The organism is Gordonia mangrovi (genome assembly GCF_024734075.1).
Taxonomy (GTDB): domain Bacteria; phylum Actinomycetota; class Actinomycetes; order Mycobacteriales; family Mycobacteriaceae; genus Gordonia; species Gordonia mangrovi.
This window is the reverse complement of the sequence record NZ_CP102850.1, coordinates 1,083,656-1,099,884: the sequence shown is the minus strand read 5'-3', so window position 1 is coordinate 1,099,884 and position 16,229 is coordinate 1,083,656. Positions and strand designations below refer to the sequence as shown.

Below are 16,229 nucleotides of genomic sequence, written 5' to 3'. Positions count from 1 at the left end.
AGTCGCTCAAGGGCGAAGAAGTGCGTGCGTCGCCGTCGTAATGCGGCATTCGAGCTTGAGCGGGCGATGCCTGGTCAGCCGGCCGGCGTGTAGTTGACATGAGACGACCCGGGCTTTCGGAAACCTGGAGTTGCGGATGGGGTTGGAAGGGTTGGCGGTGGCCGGTGTGTCCCGGCTGCCTGATCGCGCGTGTCGTCGAGGTGGCTACGGCCGATTCGGACGCGCCGCGGTGTGCCCGGGCTGTGGTGTCGGCTCGACATAGCCGCACCAGCGCGGCGGTCACCTGGTGGCTGCTGGCCCAGTCGAAGCCGTTTCGCACCGTGGTGACCCATGGGATGATCGGCTCGTCGGCCGCGTACGCCCCCGCGGTCACCGACACCCATGTCGCCGTACGTACAGTGGGTGGCCGATCATTCCCACCTGGTGAAACCTGCCTAGCGACGTGGTCACTGCGGTCCGCAGCTCGGCCACCTTCGATGCCCACGGCCGCCGCGGCCGCAAACAGGACCCGGAATAGGCCCACCCGAACGGCGGCTGGTGATCTCCCAGGAATGACTGTCGAACAGATCATTTGCGAAGATGCGGTGAGCGCTGACCGATCGTGATCCGACCGGTCAGATCCTAGCCGGCTACATCGCGAAATAGGGCCTCCGGGCATTGTCGACCGCCGCGAGGGCGCCGACGAGCAGAGATCCGCGCCCGTCTCTACCGCCTACACAGGTCCGTGTACCGACACCCAGATCCCCGGGGCCACCCGCTGGTGCCGAAGGAGAATGGTGGCGGCGGTCCTGCCCACCGGGCTCACCAACGCCGTCACCGAGGGCGCACCCGACTGTTCAAGCAGGCCAACATACCGCGACACTGAGAACTCACGCCGCCAGACACGATCCCCCTGCGCCCGCGCCCAGCGGGCCAACATCCAGCAATTCCACTGGGCTGAGCAGTGCGCGGCCAACTTCGAGACGTGCAGAACTTATAGGATTGCAGAATCCGCAGGTGTCGCAGTTCGATCGTCGGTCCACTCGTCTCCGCCGACACGGGCTGAACACCAGCTGCGCGCGTGCACGCTGCTCGAGTGCATGCAGCTCGGGTGCGAGCCGCGCGGCAGGTGCACTATCCTCCGATGCCGGTGCGGTAGTCGTCCAACGACACGGCCGAAGCAACCTATAGCCGGACCCCGTGAAATGGTGATTCGTTGGTACTCGAGCCCGTGGCAGCCCAGGGAAGACCGCGCCTGGGTGGTACTTCCTTATTTGTGTTGCGTTTCCAGCAGCTTGGCGGGCGGGTCAGGCTGTGCTTTTGGTGACCTCCGGTTGCCAGAAGCCTGAAGAATTTCGAACACCCAGTTCATCGCTTCAGGCGACAACTGCAAAGGTCAGTGTCCAGTACTGTCACACACCTGTCACGGTGTGCGAAAAAGGGGACGGGAGGCTGATGAGCGGACCAGAGGAAGAAGCGGCTGACGGACAGACCTCAGACTCGAAGTTGGCGACTCGGCACCCCCAGCAGCCGATCGTCGGCATCGATACCGCCGTCGAACTTGCACGCCGAGCAGCGGAGCGAGTCCCGGCGTACAACAAGCTCCTGACCGCGAACGGGGCGGACCCGGACGCGATCGACGAGGCAAGCTTTCACGCCCTGCCGCCGATGACCAAGGCTGACTATCTCAAGGCCTACGACCAACCCGAACTCGTGTGGGACGCGGATCTCGGCAGGGTGGTGAACTGGTCGGCCAGCTCCGGCTCATCGGGAATGCCGACGTACTTTCCGCGCAGCCGAAAGTCTCTCTACGACAGCATTCGCTTCCACGAGCAGATCCTGCGTGACACATTCCATGCACATGAGCGCACTACGTTGGCTGTCAACACCTTCGCGATGGGAACGTGGATTGCCGGTAGTTACACCCTGATGGCGCTCAACGGTGCCAACGACCTCGAGATTCCGGTCAGCGTCATCTCGCCTGGCATCGAGATCGACGATGCGGTCCGAGCTCTCACCGAGTTGGCACCCAACTACGAGCAAGTCGTCATCACCGGCTACCCACCCCACGTGAAGGATGTCCTGGACCGACTGGCTGCCGACGCGCCGGCAGCCCTGAGCCAGGACATCAAGCTGCTGCTGGCTGGTGAACTGATCACCGAGACCTGGCGGGACCACCTGCTCAAGCGCATCGGGAAGCCAAACGACCCCGCAAGTATCGTGCTCATCTATGGGACCGCAGATGCCGGGCTGATGGGATTCGAAACCTCGCTGTCGATCGCCATCCGCCGTGCCGCGGAGCACGATCCGAACCTTCGTGGGGCACTTTTCGATGAGGACGTGACGCACCTGCCGACCTTCGTCGAGTACGACCCGGTAGCTCGATATGTCGAGACCGATGAGGACGGTTGCCTGCTGTTCACCCTCGACACCACGCTGCCGCTCGTGCGTTACCGCATCAAGGATGAAGGCGAACTCTACGACGGCTCGACAATGAGGGATGTGCTCGAAGCGTACGGTCACGACGAGTTGGCGCAACGGGTCACCGACAACCACTTCTTGGCGTTGTATGGTCGCCCGGATGTGGCGGTCACCTTCTACGCGGTCAACATCTACTTCCACAATGTCCAACCCGTGGTGGAAGATCCACGTGTCGCCGATGCGCTGAGCGGCTACTTCCACATGCCGCACCCAGAGAACGCCGACCTCTCGATGACCCTCCGGATCATGTTCGAGCTCAAGAATGGCGTTACCGAAACCGAGTCGCTGCGCGAGACGCTCGCCCAGATCGCCTACGAGGAGTTGCGACACAGCAACGGGGAGTACCGAACCCTCTGCGACGGCAAAGGAGAACCGGCACATCCCGTCGTGAGCCTGCATAGCTATCGCAGTCGTCCGGAGTTCGAACGCAAGGCGAAACAACAACACACAGGAAAACGTCGATGACCGGTCTTGTTGAAATCCTGCACCCACACGACGATGCCGGCCGCATCCGTTACCTCCGCGATGCCGACGGCTATGCGTTGGTCGATGGCTGGGAATCGGCGCTCGAGGACCTACACAAGCTCGACCAGTACAGCACGACGCCCACCGACTACGATCCCGCGGACTTGGATCGCACTACCCGCTACATCGCCTATCCGTGGCGCAGGACCATTGTCCGACTTCCCGAAGCATCCGTCTTCCACCGTTTGCGCACCGCGCGTAACCGATTCCTGATCACCGACGACGAGCAGCGCTCCTGGACATCAGGGCTCATCGCGATCGCCGGACTCAGCGTCGGCGGTTCGGTGCTCTCGGTGTGTGCGCTCACCGGCGCCCGACGCCTGCGTATCGCCGACCCGGACACGCTGGGTCCGTCGAACCTCAACAGGCTCGTGGGATCTGTGTGCGACCTCGGCGTTCCCAAGACGACGTTGGCATACCGACGCGTTCTCGAGGCCGACCCGTACGCCGTGGTGGAGACGTTCCCCGGAGGGTTTCACCCCGACATGGCAGATCGCTTCATCGGCGGCGGCGCCACTCCACGCGCCCGCGTGCTCGTCGAGGAGATGGACGATCTCGCGATGAAGGTACGCATCCGGCACCACGCCCGAGCCGCCCACGTGCCGGTCATCATGGTGACTGACAACGGTGACGACGTGATCCTCGATATTGAACGGTTCGACCTCGAACCTGACCGGCCACTGTTTCACGGTCGGGCCGGCGATGTCGAGACGCTTACTGACGACGAATTGCGCAAGCCGGAGCGCCGCGTCGAGATCGCCGGCACCATCGTGGGCGACGACGTCGCCGACCGCCTGAAGGTGGCGCTGGGCGAAGTCGGCAAGACCATCCCGTCATGGCCGCAGTTGGGCACCGCCGCGACCCTCGCGGGGGTCGTCGGCGCGCTCGCGGCACGCAAGGTCATCTGCGGAGCAGATCTACCGTCCGGACGGCACCACGTCCGGGTCAGCGACCTCGGGTGACCTTGTCGTGGGCAGCGATTCGGTGTGTCAGACGGGTTTCAGGACATCTTCGTGGCCATGCCGGCGGCACCAACTGACCAGATAGCGCGCGTGCAGGCCGCACCATCGGTAAACAGACGCCTGGGTCAGCTGCAGGCGGGTGTCATGTTCGCCGCGTCGCGTCATGATCGGGCCCAGGTAGTGACTGGTGACCTTGTTCGCCGTGTTGGGTGACACACTGGCCGCTTTCGCCAGCGAAGCATTGTCCGACGTGCACCCCGACGCGATGGCGCCGGCCAGGCGGCCCGCGGTGGTGCCGCGCTGCCCGACGAACTCCTTGTACAGCGGAACCGCGCGTGGCGCAGGCCCGGCGTCATCGGTCCGCTTGCCGACCGCAGCGGCTCTGATGGCCGCGACGATCGCCTCCAACCCGTCGGACTTTCTGACGATGCCGGAGACCTCGTCACGTAGCCGCGCCTCGTCAAGGTGGTCCTGCTCCATCGAGTGCCCCTGGGTGGCGAGCAGGACCGGGGCCATCCGGTCGGCGTCGCGGAGCACGTTGATGACATCCAAGCCGTCGAACGACCATTCCGCGTCTGGGTTGTTCCAGATCAGATCTGCGATGACGACGTCGAATCGAACCTTCCCGGTCACGCTGCGCACCAGACCGGCCCTGTCGCCGACCACCTCGACGACGACGCCGTCGAGATCTCGTTCCATCGACGTGGAGATCACCCGGCCCAGTGGCGACGCCACGAGCACTCGCATCCCGCTAGCCATGCGTAGTAGTTAACACCAGCCTGGCTGGGCATGCGCAATCTGGTATGCCGCAACGCAGGAAAGCCCGGAAGCCACTCGATGCCGTCGAGTTCAAGCGAATCGTCCTGTTCCGCATCGGCGTCTGTGTCCGAAGAATTGAAGTCACCGATTGATTGCTTCGTAGCGCACCTAGGAGATCCGAATGACCGCGTTGATCGACCGATACCCGGACAGTGCCATCTCAACCGTGGGTGAGGCACCGCATATCGCGGTCATCGCCGAGCACGATCTCTTTGACGCCGCTCTTGTCGCGCTAGTCGAGAAGCTCGGCGGTCGGCCAGTCCTGATAGACCTCGATGCCTCCCGCTTACCGGCGGCCGGCCCAACGCCGTCGGTGGCCCTCGTGCGTGCGGCGAACCGCGCCGAGCGGGTCCGGCGCGACGTGCAACTGCGTTCCGCCCGGATACTTGTCATTGATGTCAGGGCAGGCTCGACGGGTGCCGTAAGGACGGTCGATCAACTGCGTGCATTCATGCCCTCGGCGGTCGCGTCGTCGACAGCACCACGTGCCCTGTCTCGGGTGCATGTGACTGCCCGGGAGCTCGAGGTCCTCACGACCTATCTCACCGGTGCCACGATCACCGAAACGGCGCGGCATCACTTTCTTGCCGAATCGACTGTGCGTACCCATTATCGCCGAGTGTCAGACCGCTACACGGATGCTGGGCGCTCGATCGGCAACCGGGTTCGGCTGCTTCTCGCGCTCGTCGCCGACGGCTACATTGAGCCGTCAAATCTCCTCCATGCCGCGGACGCCAACCCGCCCACCCCTGAGCATGAGGCGACACCAACCGTTCCGGTGTGCCGCGGCGTCCGACTCGTGCATTCGGGCGGTCTCGGTCGCGATCACCACGCTTCCACCGTGGGAACCGAGGTGAAGATCACGCGCAGGTCGGGATCGAGAGCGGCCGCCATCTCCCGCTGAGCACCCAGCACGACCCGGTGAGTGCCGCTGTTGATCGGATAGCGCAGCTCCGCTGGTGGCTCCATCGCGAGCTCGCGGTTGTCGAGCAGGCGTGCCGCGGCCTCAGACCGGTGCGACGAACTCTGCGAGCCCGCCGCGTCATCGGTGGTCACGACGGATCGGCTGTCTGAGGAAACGTCGACCCACAATTCTGTCGACCAGAACGAGAGCTTCTCTCCTCCGGGGTCCGCGCCCGCGTCTTCTTCGCCGAAGTCGGCATCCACCGAGTGTGTGCCCGCGTTGAGGCCACTGTCGATGAGTTCGGCCACCAGTGCAGCAGAGCCGTGTTCGTAGGCCAGCGACAGCGTCGCAGCGAGTCTGCGGTCGGCGATGAGCGCCCAGCGACGCCGGCGCGCGGAGTCATCGAACTGGAATCGTTCGTGCTCGCAGGCGATCCAGGATGCGGTCGCGATGTCGATGGCGCTAGCGATCAGTTCGTCTCGGCGCGCATCGTCTTCCGACGCTTCCGCGAGCATCCTGCGGGCTCTGCTCCATTGCACGTTGGCCTGGTGGTGGTGAAGTCCGGCTTCGCGGAAACCGTCTGTGGCTCGTTCGAAGTGCCGGTCGGCTCGCGGGTAGTCGTGCAACCCAACATAAAGCCATGCTATTTCACAATCGCAGAGCGCGGCTTTCTCCACATGGCCGACGGATCCGAGTTTTTGCCGCAGGATAAGCAGGCGTTCGAGTTCCGTGCCGTGAACGGCTGGATCGCCGACTGTCGGTGGGAGTTCGGGTGTGGTGGACGGACAATCGTTGGTCATTGCGCGTGGACTTCCGCGTCCTCATCGAGCGGTTCGCACCAGTGGTCGGTGACCGCCGCCCAGATTAGTGGTGAATACTGTAAATCGCTCGTGTCCCTCCACCGCGCGAGTTGGCGGCACTGCCACCGGTTCAGTGTCTCGACCGGATCGGCAGCGCGGTGTGCTTCGTCGACTGCAAGTGCCAGGCGGGTGGTCGGACCGGGAACGGACGTCTCGCGAGCAGCGTCATTCATCACGGTGTCCGACGGAAGAGCCCATCGGGTGGTTGTCACCAACTCGGCGCCAGAGTTCATGCATGCAGTGACCAGTCCGAAGATCTCCCGGCTGCGGTAGTCGACAGCACCTTCGCAGGCAATGATCGCCACGCGGGGTGGCATGGGCCACAACGAATGTCCGCTGCGGTCCTCCATCGAGGGCGGGATGGCCACATCGGCTGGACCCATCGAAGGGTATTTGGTGCCGTACAGGAGATCCAATGCCGAGAATGGACGGTGTGAGCGGCCCTTTACCGCGCACAGCCCCCAGTGGTACTCCCCGTCGGACAGGTGTAGTGACGCCGACCCTGGCTGCTGCCTGTTCGCGCTGACGTGCCCGAAGTACAGCATGCGCCCCGGGTTGTTCCGCAGGTCTTCGCCCAGCTTCCATCGCATGATCTGCCTACGCACCACGGAACCATCCGTGTGTGGGGTGCGCTCGAGTAGATTGACGAAGGAATCGACACCCGAACGAGCCGTCGAGACATGTGGTGGGAGCACCTGGTCGAGACCTGCGGCCGCCGGGACCTCAGGATCGATCACATAGAGCACGGGTCGACGCGCCAACTCCTGCGACCAGCGCTTCGGGACGACCGCTCGGCCGGCTCGAAGCGTCGCGGGCGGCACACAATACAACTGCGCCCTCTCCATCAGCCGGATGTCACCGTCGATCGGCAGAAGGTCGAGGGGCACCCTGGCGAGGGATGGGCTAGGTGTGTATCTCACTGTCACGCGGCCGCGACGCGAGCGCGCCGAGATCTCCCGGGACACGTCGGCGCCGAGAATCTGCGCCGCCAGGTTGCCACTGAATTCGGCTTCGCGTGTCGTCGTCGACAGCGGACCCTTGAGAGCGCGTTGGACATCGTCGGCTCTGTGGCCATCTGCACCGGCGTCTCCGATCAGCGCGTCGTCGAGCTGCGACGTGATCTGTCGTATGGCGCCAGGCGAGAGCCTCCTAACGACAGGATTGTCCACGTCGTCGAGCCATCGATACGACACGAAAGTGGCGCCGGCATCAACGGCCCGGATCTGCAGGGTGAGTGGTTCGTCGTGCATCTGTCGCGTTGCTACCAGCCGGTCTCCGCATGCAATTCCGCTAGCGTCGGTCGTATTGGGCTGTCGGGGGCGAAGTCGCCGGCCACGAGTTCCTGCAATCGCAGGACCCCTTCCCGAAAGTCGGCGACCAACTTCTGGTGATCTGGGGACTGGAGGTGAAGAAGAATGTCCTCCAGCTCTATTCGTGCATTGGCGGCCCAGTCGTCTGCCTGTTGTCGGCAATGCGCAACGGCGTGTCCGGCGGCGTCGACAAGTTCCGGTGCCGTGGCCGAGTTCACGAGTGTCAGAATCGCCCGCCCGCGCCGATGGTTCGTCCAGGCGTGGCGGCATGCTCGGTCCACCTGGGCCAGGCGAACGTCCAACGGGCGGGCAGATACCTCATCGAGCGGGACATCGAGGGTGACCATCAGGAAGTGCAGATCATCGAGCTCATGTTCGGCTAGCCACAATAGTGCCACCATGCGCATGCCGCTCGCCTCGCACGGCGCAGAGGACACCAGTTCGCCGGTGGCCCGCTCGACCGCAATCACGAACAGTCCGGCCGCCTCCGAACTGCTGGTGTAGATGGCGTCGCGCACCACAGCCGATGCCTCGACCGTGTCGTCGCCGATCATCCGAAGTGCCAGGTCGTGCTCGTCTGGGCCGGTGAATCGCATCAGACGGGGTGGAAGCAGGCTCAAGTCCAGGAAGTCACCCGCAGCGTTCGGAGGGGGTGGGCTGAACGTGGTTGCGAGCTCCTCTTGATGGATTGACAGGACCATCTCGGACCAGCGTGCGTCTTGGCCGTCCACGATGGCGGACGCCACGGTGGCGATCGCGTTCTCGGGGTCCATCGCCGGACACTGCGCGACCGCGACCTCGAGTTCCTCCGCGATGGATTCGCCGCCATTCTCAGCGAGGTCGTCGAGCACTTCCTCCATGCTCGACGTTGCCATGAGGTATCGGCCGCGAGCACCGTCCATGTCGCCGCAGAGTGCTGCGGCGTGTGCCTCGTCGAGGGTGACGATGCCGGGGTCGAGGTCGCCGAGATGGAATCTGCTGACCGCATGAATGGTGGCGGCGCGTGCGATCTCATCCACCAGTTGCGGCTGTGGAAGGGTCGCGCCCGTCGGAGCGTCGACGAGAGCAGTGAGAAATCCTGGGTCGGTGAAACAGGTGGCGCCCGAGTCGCGGTCGGAGTCGTCGGCGACCACGGTCAGGACACAACTCGGGTCGGCGGCATCGACGCCGAGGCCGAGGTTGTGCGCGTCGAACGCGACCGGGCCGAGCGCCGCCCCCGTGTGCGCGCGCCAGACGATCAGGCCGTCAGCGGAGCGTTCCACGGACCCGGTGATTGGTGCCATCACGCTTCTCCGATCTTGCGGGCTGCGTTCTGGGCGGCCTTCACCAGCAGTTCGACGTAGCGGATCGCGGAGGCGAGCTGGAGGGTACGCGCTCGTGAGGGCGGTGGCTTGGTCCAGCGCGCGCTGACCGCTGCCGCGACACCGTCGCTGAACACCTGCGGGTCGGCGAGGCCGTCCATGGCCAGAGCGGCTTCCCAACAGAGACTCTCATCGTCGAGTCGCTGAGTCGGGTCACGCGAGATCCATATGCGAGCGAACTCGCACAGTTGGGTGCGGGCCAGGTGGTGCTCGAGGTCGCCATCGGAAACGACCATCGCCGCACGCGTACCCGACGACGCCGTTCGTCGGGTGGCGATCACCCGAGACTTCGTCCGGTGTGGAGCGGTGTCAGGGCGCGCGAGGTCGGCTACGGCCACTTTCGTACGGTCGGGCACTCCACCGGCTGACCGCAGTTTCTCCGCCAGGTCAAGGTAGTGCTCGGCCAGCACGGTGCGAAGGTTCCCGTCGTCGGGATCGTTCTTGAGACGCAGGCCGGTCAGGTACTTTTGCAGCCTGCTTCGGTACTCGTGCAACGCGATTCGGGAATGCGTCTGATGGCGTGAACGCTGGTTCTGCACGAAATCGTCGACTCCGCTACGCGTGACAATCATGTCGGAGTCAGTGAGCTCACGGCGGATCGGGACCACCGCCCGGCGGCCCATCTCGCGGATGGCGTGCCCGACACTTGCCGGCACGGTGGGCCGCAGGGACGCCACACTCCTGGCCCAGCCAGAGGTGTAGCGCGACAACGGGTCGACGTAGGCGGCGACGACCGCGGAGACCTCGCACCACCCATCGACATCATCGCGCGGTTCAGTCGCACGTCGGAGCAGTTCGGGCACCGCAGGCGCGAACCCGTCGACAACCCAGTCCACCCGGGCCAGGTTGCCTGACCATGCTTGCAGTTCCCTGACAAAAGTCTTCGGGTCGGTGACCTCCACACCGCGCGCCACCTCGACGTACCAGAGTCTCAGCAACGCATTGCGGCTGATCGCGGTTTCGGTGGTCCCGGACCACCACATGCCCTGTGGTGCTGGCCGTGGCCGCGGAACCGTGGGTGCGGGGAGCACGTCGGCGCTCCTCGCCCCGGCTGCATCACCCCATGCACTCACAGTCTTGCTCGCTTCCTCGACGATCCCGCGCTCGATTCTGACACGTTGTTCTGCGTCTAGCTGCACGGTAGCGGTGGAGCGCTCGTAGCGATGTCCACCGTTTCGAGGGTTCGTGGGTACGCACGGATGTTCGGTCCCCCTTCCGGACGATATCGTTGTCGCCTCGGTGGATCTAAACCATGTCGACAAAGCGACCGCGTACCGCATTGGGCGTACCGCATTGGGCGTGTCGCCCGGCGCCCCGACGACGTTGAGGTGACGATCACGCCACTCGAGCCGCCTCGCCCTGTGGTGGGGGACCCGGCGGCACCTACTCGACGAGTGGATAGCCATATGCCGGCAGCAGGAGATGAGCGAATCGGGAGTGCGGGTTGAATCGCCAGAGCAGCCGCCGACTTCGGTCTGTATCGGATGGACAAGGCAAATGACCCGCCATCCGGGGCGCGTTTCCGGTCTCGTCTTACAGGCGGGATCGGTATCTCCCATGAGCGCCAATGGTTGGCGTGAGGAGGAGAACTGTCATGACCGGCTACAACCCGACGTGTGCCAACTGCCACCGCTGCGCCAAGTGTCGCGGTGAGGGCACGGTCGACGTGGTGAAGTACGAAACCGACTACAAAGGCAAGCAGCATCGCGTGGCGCGTCGTGAGACGTGCCCGTCCTGCCGCGGCGTGGGTGGTCGTGTCGGTGTCGGCAAGCACAATCACCGCTGAGTCGACTCGACGACGCGGGATCGGTCTGAGGGGTGGAGGGCGCAGCGCCCTCCACCCCGAAAGGAGCCACACAATGTGCATCACCACCAGTCGCAAGTACATCGTCGTCGACCTCGAGAATCTCTTGGGGCGCGACCGTTCGCTGGAGGGTGTTCGAGAAGTCTGGGGCCACCTCAAGCCGCTGATCACCCCCGGCGATCAGGTGCTGGTCGCATCCGGGCCCACGCTGGCCAAAGCCGCCGTTTTCGCGCTGGCCGGTGAAGGTGTCCGGTACTACGTCCGCGCCGACAGCGACTCTGTCGCCGAACTGATCTATCGAGTCGACGAGTCTCATGCTGCTTCCCGTTATTCGACGTTTGTGATTTGCAGCGGCAATGGGCGTTTCACCGAAATGGCGGAACGGGCCCGTGGTGCCGGCCTCGCAGTGTGGCAGCTCTGTGGCCGCGGTGCCCTCAGCCGCAGCCTGCGGGACGCCACTGCGCTCCACGGGCATCTGAGGTTGTCACCGGAGCCGACCAATCGCGAGTTCGCGCTGGCGTCCTGATGACTGACGACGGATACCGTGATGATGCCCGGGGTGCGCTCACCCCGGGCACCATCGAACTTCCCCGGTTTCTCAGTCCTGCGTGCTCGCTGGTGTCACTGCGGGTGCGCGAGGTAGCGGGAGGCGTTGCCCTGGAGCAGGCCATCGAGGTCGATGATCGCATCGGCTGGCAGCGACAGTGGGTGTGGCGCTTCGTGTCGCCGACGGCGAGCGATGGTGCACGGCCCTCGACTCTCGATTCGATCGCAGCGACGCTGGCGAAGCTGACGGAGGTCGGTTGCACCGTCGGACAGATCACCACCGTGACCGGATGTCATTGGCCGACAACTATCGTCGATGGCGACGTCGACGGTCTGATCGCGGCCTGCCTTGGCCGCGGCTGGACCCTCTGGCCACATCCGGTCGATCCGGCCACACCTGGTAGCTCGTTTGTCTGGCGGGTGACGACCGGCATCGATGGGTGCCGCTTCGCCGTCGGCGAAGACGAGTATGTGATCCGCGCTGGTGGCGCAGAGCGAGTACTCGTTCCGAATACGACATGTATCTACCGATTCGACGGCCCGGAGAGCTCCAATGGCAACCCGAACCCGATCGGGTGGGGATCTCACGTCGTAGAGAACATGGATTCCAACGATCCGTCGGACCGGAATACTTTGCTCGGCCTGTTGCACAGATGGATTCCGCTGCGCGACGTGGCCGAAGCGATCGACGCACGATACCGACCGATCGATCCGGCTGGGCTGGTTGATGCCAACGTCGACGGCGGGTGTCGCGACGCCACCGAGGACGATGACCGAACCGTCATCGAGGTTCCGGGCGACCGTCGTGACGAAGTTCGACGATTCTGTGTGACCAAGGCTGACTATGGCTGGAGCCTCGGGGTTCACGACGGAGATGAGTGGTCGGAAGTGCATCGCTGGGCGGACACGGACAACTCGGATGCGATGCCTCGAAACGTCGTCGTGCATCGTCAGACGACGGCGACCGTCGCGGAGGCGGTCCGCTCGGCGTTGATTGCCGGTGCGACCGCGTCAGATCTGTGCACCTTCACCGGTGATGTGTGGCCGACTCTCGGCCACACCGGGATGCTCGACGGTTTTGCCGCCGCATGTACCGGACATGGCTGGTGTCCGTGGCCGCTTGCGCCTCGGCGGGATTCGACCGATATCGGGTGCATGTGGAGTGCGTGCATCGTCGAGGGGAACCGCTACGTTGTCGACTCCGTCGAGCGGGTGGTGCAGCTCGGCGGAATTCGTGCGGTGGAAGCGTCCGTGGGTGGCCGGTCCATCATGTGGTCGAGCTTTGACTCCCTACCCGGCGTTGCCGGACGGGCGCACATCCTGGAAGGATTTCGTCCCGGTCGGGCCGAGCACTGGGCGGCGTTGCTCGCCGCTGTGCGAACCGGTGCACTGGCCGACGGCCGCCTCGGGGTGACCGCCTGCGGCGGTTTCGTTGCTCTGGCGGCAGATAGCATTTGAGCACAGACGAAGACATCACCGACCACAGCGAAGCGGCGCCGCGCGGGGCGCCGCTTCGCTGTGGGCGTATCAACGCCCTCGTGTCGTTCCCGTGTAGAGACTGACCGCCGCCCCGGCGGCTGCGAATGCGGGCCCGACGAACCAGTTGCCCGGTTCTGGACCACCCTTCATCGAGAACCACACGACCGCGACGACGACGCCGACAAGGAAGCCGAACATCGCGCCCGTCCGTGTGAGGTCGGTGAGGGCGTCGGAGCGGCTGTGGGTATGGCGCTCGGCAACGATGCCGAGTGTGATGACCCCGAAAACGATGACCCAGGTGAGGAGTTCCCGGAAGCCGCCACCTTGGCCGGGCGAGAAACTTGACCCGGCAAATACCTGAGTGATGAACGCAAGCGGGATCAGCGACCCGAACCAGAGCAGACCGACTCGACCGATGTCACCGAGCAGGGAGGGGCGGGTCGGCGTAGGTGCCTGGATGCGCGGTGTCGCGATGCGGGGAGAGGGGACGCGCGGTGCGGGCCCCCTGCGCTGCGGCCGACCCTGAGGCAGGTCCTCGGCCCCAGGGGGCAGACCGTTGAATTTCACGATGCCACCTCCTCGACACCCGGAGGGAGCATCCTCGGAACACCCGAGCCGCCGAACACCGCGGCGGGTTCCTCCGGATGCTCACCGCACACCGCGCACTCGGCTCGTGGCCCGGTCAGATACCACGCTGAATCAAACGAGGGTGATGACCGGCCCGGACGCAGCTCGGTGAGGCGACGATGATCCGGGACGCTCGACTGCTGAAAGTACGTGCGTGATTGCGCAATGATCGGTGAGATCCACTCCGCCAGTGGTCCTTCCTGTTGGCCGAGCGCAAGTGCCATCCGAACGCCTCGAGCCACCGTCGCGATGATGTCGACGCCGAGCGCGGGCGCCGACACGAGCCGACCGCTCCCGTAGTCCGTGGTTCCCCGATCACCGCTGCCGACAGGATCTCCGATGATGCAACGCAAACAGGCTGTGCCCGATTTGGGTACCACGGTCACCATCTCGCCGGCCTCCCCGAGCTCGAACATCTTGACCGACACGAGCGGCGTTCCGCGGCGGTACAGGTGGTGACCGAGCCAGAACTCGCCCGCGAGGTCATCCGACGCGAACACCGCGACATCAATGTCGTCCAAGATTGAGAGATCGAGATCCTGGATGTGGGCGTCGATCGCCGTCATCCGCACCTCCGGATTGATCTCGCGGAGTCGATGCTGCAGTGCAGCTACTTTGAGCATTCCGACATCAGAGCGATCGTAAGTGGTGCGAGACAGATTCGGCAGTTCGACGGTGTCGAAGTCGACAACCGTGAGATCGCAGACACCACTGCGCACCAACATTTCGGCGGAGGTGGACCCGACCGACCCGGCCCCGACCACCAGGTAGCGTGCGCGCACACCATCGGGAAGGTGATGTGACAAGCGATCGTCCATCGACGCAGTCGATGCCGCAGCCTGCTCGGCCCGAACCAGTTCTCCGACAGCATCGCTGAGTCGGCGGCGCGAATCGTGACCCACTTTCCACGCCGGAACCACAGCTCCGGCCTGTGACGTCAGAAGGAGCGGTGCCTGGGTTGGGTATTCGGCGGGGAACACGACCGTGCACAGGCTCTTCTCGCCCGCGTGCAAGCTGACCGCCGGCAGGTGCCGGCCCTCGATCTCCATCTCCCTGGTCGCAGAGGCAACGACGGGAGTCTCGACGAACGCCGAGAGATGTTGACACACATGAGTGATGTCGCGGTGCAGCGGGATCACATGGATCGGCGCCGGACGCACTTCGACGGTGTCCTCGTTGGGGGCCGCCGAATACGCGGCGAAGGTGCCGTTCGGGAGATCGACCAGGTGTCGTTCGCCCAGGCGCAGGACCGAACGCATGTCCTGGCGTCTGGCCCGAACCACGATGGGAAACAACGCGTCCCGAATCGTCGGATTCGTGGCCAGCTGGTTGGCGAAGGCCACGTGATCGGGGCCGCTGGGTTCGCCGTAGACACCGGGATGGCTGTGCAGCGTCCCCCCGTAGTGGCGCATCGGGCGCTGTTTCAAATGCTCCGTCAGTGCATCGGCGAGCAGGCGACTGTGCCAGTAGCTGACCTGTTCGCCGGGACGCGGGTCCGCGAGGAAGTCGACGACGATTCGTTCCCGTGTCGCGATCAACGCTCCACCCCGTTCGGGCTTGTGTGCGGCGATCGTCTCGTCGATACGGGCGAGGGCTTCGTCGGTGATCGACCACGGCGTACCAGGCCGCTGTACCGCGACCCGGGACGTAACTGACGTGCGGCGGGAGAACATGTCTGCTCCATTTCGTGACTTGCCAGGGTGAGATCGTTTGCGTGCGGTCATGGGGTCGTCGTCCTCACTGGCGGTACGGGAACTCGCGCCCCCGCACCACCTCGCCCATTCCGGCTGCCCATTGGGCGGACCGCACGACACACGAAGACAGCGACGGCATCCCGCCACGTGAGTCGGTGGACAGGCACAGGACTGCACCCTGGCCGTTGCGGCCGGGGTACAGATGAACGTGGTGCGCGGATACACCGGGTTCGCCGACCCAACTATTGAGGTCGGTGTTGGTGAGCCGCCCGTTCTGCATCATCTGAAACAGCCACAGGTGGGCGTGGTAAAGCCCGGTCGAATTGTCCCGTTCGATGACCGCATGCAGTTGGTCGCCGTATTTCGTCGGCCTGGTGTGCAGGTACATGCCGTGGGATCCAGCGGAGAAGTACTCCGGCATATCGGAAACCGGACGCAGGACCTCGACGTAACGACCGGCCGCACCCGAGTTGGCCAGCTTCCTGACCTCCGCGATATCGGTGGCCGACATCGCGGCGAACCGCTTGTCGGTGAGATCCACCGAGCGTGTCGCGTCCCCTTCCCGTGGCTTGCCGGTCACGAACTGTCCGCCGACGATACGGACCTCTTCGCCGGCGTCCTGCGCGTTCTCGATGACGGGGAACTCGTCACCGTATCCACCGCCGGAAGCGAACCGGTCGTCGGTCAGTGAGACCGAGTCGCTCTGCGTCGCACCAGCGTGTGTCGACGGCGCGATCGCACCGCCGCGGATGGCAAGGTCCTGAGGTGGATCAACGACATCGGGCAGTCGCTGTGCGTAGACCGGTGCGCCGGTCAGCGGATCGACCGTCGGCTCGAGATCGATCACGTGTCGATCGTCGGGTGGTGCACCCATAGTG

Annotated in this window: 14 protein-coding genes; 6 read left to right on the top strand and 8 right to left on the bottom strand. The window is 64.7% G+C overall.

Annotated elements, in window-relative coordinates; translation table 11 throughout:
• Positions 1–1,293: 1,293 nt before the first annotated feature.
• The gene (locus tag NWF22_RS05055; RefSeq protein ID WP_160900345.1) at positions 1,294–2,925 is read left to right on the top strand and encodes a phenylacetate--CoA ligase family protein; all 1,632 of its coding nucleotides are present in this window, start codon (positions 1,294–1,296) and stop codon (positions 2,923–2,925) included.
• Positions 2,922–3,947, top strand: a complete 1,026-nt coding sequence (locus NWF22_RS05050) for a ThiF family adenylyltransferase (protein WP_160900346.1) — start codon at positions 2,922–2,924, stop codon at positions 3,945–3,947. The genes NWF22_RS05055 and NWF22_RS05050 overlap by 4 nt, the downstream gene beginning before the upstream one ends.
• Before the next feature lie 27 nt (positions 3,948–3,974).
• Here the strand turns inward: NWF22_RS05050 and NWF22_RS05045 are convergent, their stop codons facing one another.
• Entirely contained in the window at positions 3,975–4,706 is a 732-nt protein-coding gene (locus NWF22_RS05045) for an MSMEG_1198 family transcriptional regulator (protein WP_160900347.1), read from the bottom strand.
• A 181-nt stretch (positions 4,707–4,887) separates the two neighbouring features.
• Here NWF22_RS05045 and NWF22_RS05040 point away from each other — a divergent pair, with 181 nt between their 5' ends.
• Positions 4,888–5,670 (top strand): helix-turn-helix domain-containing protein, encoded by a 783-nt coding sequence (locus NWF22_RS05040; protein WP_160900348.1) that lies wholly within the window; start codon positions 4,888–4,890, stop codon positions 5,668–5,670.
• Here NWF22_RS05040 and NWF22_RS05035 read toward each other — a convergent pair.
• The 4 genes from NWF22_RS05035 to NWF22_RS05020 form a co-directional block, all read right to left on the bottom strand.
• Positions 5,592–6,185, bottom strand: coding sequence for a hypothetical protein (locus NWF22_RS05035; RefSeq protein ID WP_160900349.1), 594 nt, complete (start codon positions 6,183–6,185; stop codon positions 5,592–5,594). The genes NWF22_RS05040 and NWF22_RS05035 overlap by 79 nt on opposite strands.
• Before the next feature lie 281 nt (positions 6,186–6,466).
• The gene (locus NWF22_RS05030) at positions 6,467–7,780 is read right to left on the bottom strand and encodes a CHAT domain-containing protein (protein ID WP_160900350.1); all 1,314 of its coding nucleotides are present in this window, start codon (positions 7,778–7,780) and stop codon (positions 6,467–6,469) included.
• An 11-nt stretch (positions 7,781–7,791) separates the two neighbouring features.
• Complete coding sequence (locus NWF22_RS05025) at positions 7,792–9,123, bottom strand: hypothetical protein (RefSeq protein ID WP_160900351.1); 1,332 nt, start codon at positions 9,121–9,123, stop codon at positions 7,792–7,794.
• The gene (locus NWF22_RS05020) at positions 9,123–10,232 is read right to left on the bottom strand and encodes a hypothetical protein (RefSeq protein ID WP_160900352.1); all 1,110 of its coding nucleotides are present in this window, start codon (positions 10,230–10,232) and stop codon (positions 9,123–9,125) included. Before NWF22_RS05020 ends, NWF22_RS05025 begins: the two co-directional genes overlap by 1 nt.
• A 563-nt stretch (positions 10,233–10,795) precedes the next feature.
• Here NWF22_RS05020 and NWF22_RS05015 point away from each other — a divergent pair.
• The 3 genes from NWF22_RS05015 (at position 10,796) to NWF22_RS05005 (ending at position 13,009) form a co-directional block, all read left to right on the top strand.
• On the top strand, positions 10,796–10,987 hold the full coding sequence (locus NWF22_RS05015) for a hypothetical protein (protein WP_160900353.1): 192 nt from the start codon (positions 10,796–10,798) through the stop codon (positions 10,985–10,987).
• Between the two features lie 73 nt (positions 10,988–11,060).
• Entirely contained in the window at positions 11,061–11,531 is a 471-nt protein-coding gene (locus NWF22_RS05010; protein ID WP_160900354.1) for an NYN domain-containing protein, read from the top strand.
• A complete protein-coding gene (locus NWF22_RS05005; protein ID WP_160900355.1) occupies positions 11,531–13,009 on the top strand; it encodes a hypothetical protein in 1,479 nt (492 codons plus the stop codon). Before NWF22_RS05010 ends, NWF22_RS05005 begins: the two co-directional genes overlap by 1 nt.
• A gap of 69 nt (positions 13,010–13,078) precedes the next feature.
• Here NWF22_RS05005 and NWF22_RS05000 read toward each other — a convergent pair whose 3' ends face one another.
• From NWF22_RS05000 to NWF22_RS04990, 3 genes are all read right to left on the bottom strand, one after another.
• Complete coding sequence (locus NWF22_RS05000) at positions 13,079–13,597, bottom strand: hypothetical protein (RefSeq protein ID WP_160900356.1); 519 nt, start codon at positions 13,595–13,597, stop codon at positions 13,079–13,081.
• Entirely contained in the window at positions 13,594–15,330 is a 1,737-nt protein-coding gene (locus NWF22_RS04995) for a HesA/MoeB/ThiF family protein (protein WP_160900357.1), read from the bottom strand. The genes NWF22_RS05000 and NWF22_RS04995 overlap by 4 nt, the downstream gene beginning before the upstream one ends.
• 64 nt (positions 15,331–15,394) lie before the next feature.
• Positions 15,395–16,225 carry a hypothetical protein gene (locus NWF22_RS04990; RefSeq protein ID WP_160900358.1) on the bottom strand — a complete coding sequence of 277 codons (831 nt, stop codon included), beginning with the start codon at positions 16,223–16,225 and terminating at the stop codon, positions 15,395–15,397.
• Positions 16,226–16,229 lie beyond the last annotated feature (4 nt).

What these genes read in the sequence shown, in the direction of transcription:
- NWF22_RS05025 (WP_160900351.1), bottom strand. Translation starts at nt 9,123, where the DNA reads ATGGCACCAATCACCGGGTCCGTGGAACGCTCCGCTGACGGCCTGATC.
- NWF22_RS05035 (WP_160900349.1), bottom strand. Translation starts at nt 6,185, where the DNA reads ATGCTCGCGGAAGCGTCGGAAGACGATGCGCGCCGAGACGAACTGATC.
- NWF22_RS04995 (WP_160900357.1), bottom strand. Translation starts at nt 15,330, where the DNA reads ATGTTCTCCCGCCGCACGTCAGTTACGTCCCGGGTCGCGGTACAGCGG.
- NWF22_RS04990 (WP_160900358.1), bottom strand. Translation starts at nt 16,225, where the DNA reads ATGGGTGCACCACCCGACGATCGACACGTGATCGATCTCGAGCCGACG.
- NWF22_RS05050 (WP_160900346.1), top strand. Translation starts at nt 2,922, where the DNA reads ATGACCGGTCTTGTTGAAATCCTGCACCCACACGACGATGCCGGCCGC.
- NWF22_RS05045 (WP_160900347.1), bottom strand. Translation starts at nt 4,706, where the DNA reads ATGGCTAGCGGGATGCGAGTGCTCGTGGCGTCGCCACTGGGCCGGGTG.
- NWF22_RS05010 (WP_160900354.1), top strand. Translation starts at nt 11,061, where the DNA reads ATGTGCATCACCACCAGTCGCAAGTACATCGTCGTCGACCTCGAGAAT.
- NWF22_RS05005 (WP_160900355.1), top strand. Translation starts at nt 11,531, where the DNA reads ATGACTGACGACGGATACCGTGATGATGCCCGGGGTGCGCTCACCCCG.
- NWF22_RS05015 (WP_160900353.1), top strand. Translation starts at nt 10,796, where the DNA reads ATGACCGGCTACAACCCGACGTGTGCCAACTGCCACCGCTGCGCCAAG.
- NWF22_RS05030 (WP_160900350.1), bottom strand. Translation starts at nt 7,780, where the DNA reads ATGCACGACGAACCACTCACCCTGCAGATCCGGGCCGTTGATGCCGGC.
- NWF22_RS05040 (WP_160900348.1), top strand. Translation starts at nt 4,888, where the DNA reads ATGACCGCGTTGATCGACCGATACCCGGACAGTGCCATCTCAACCGTG.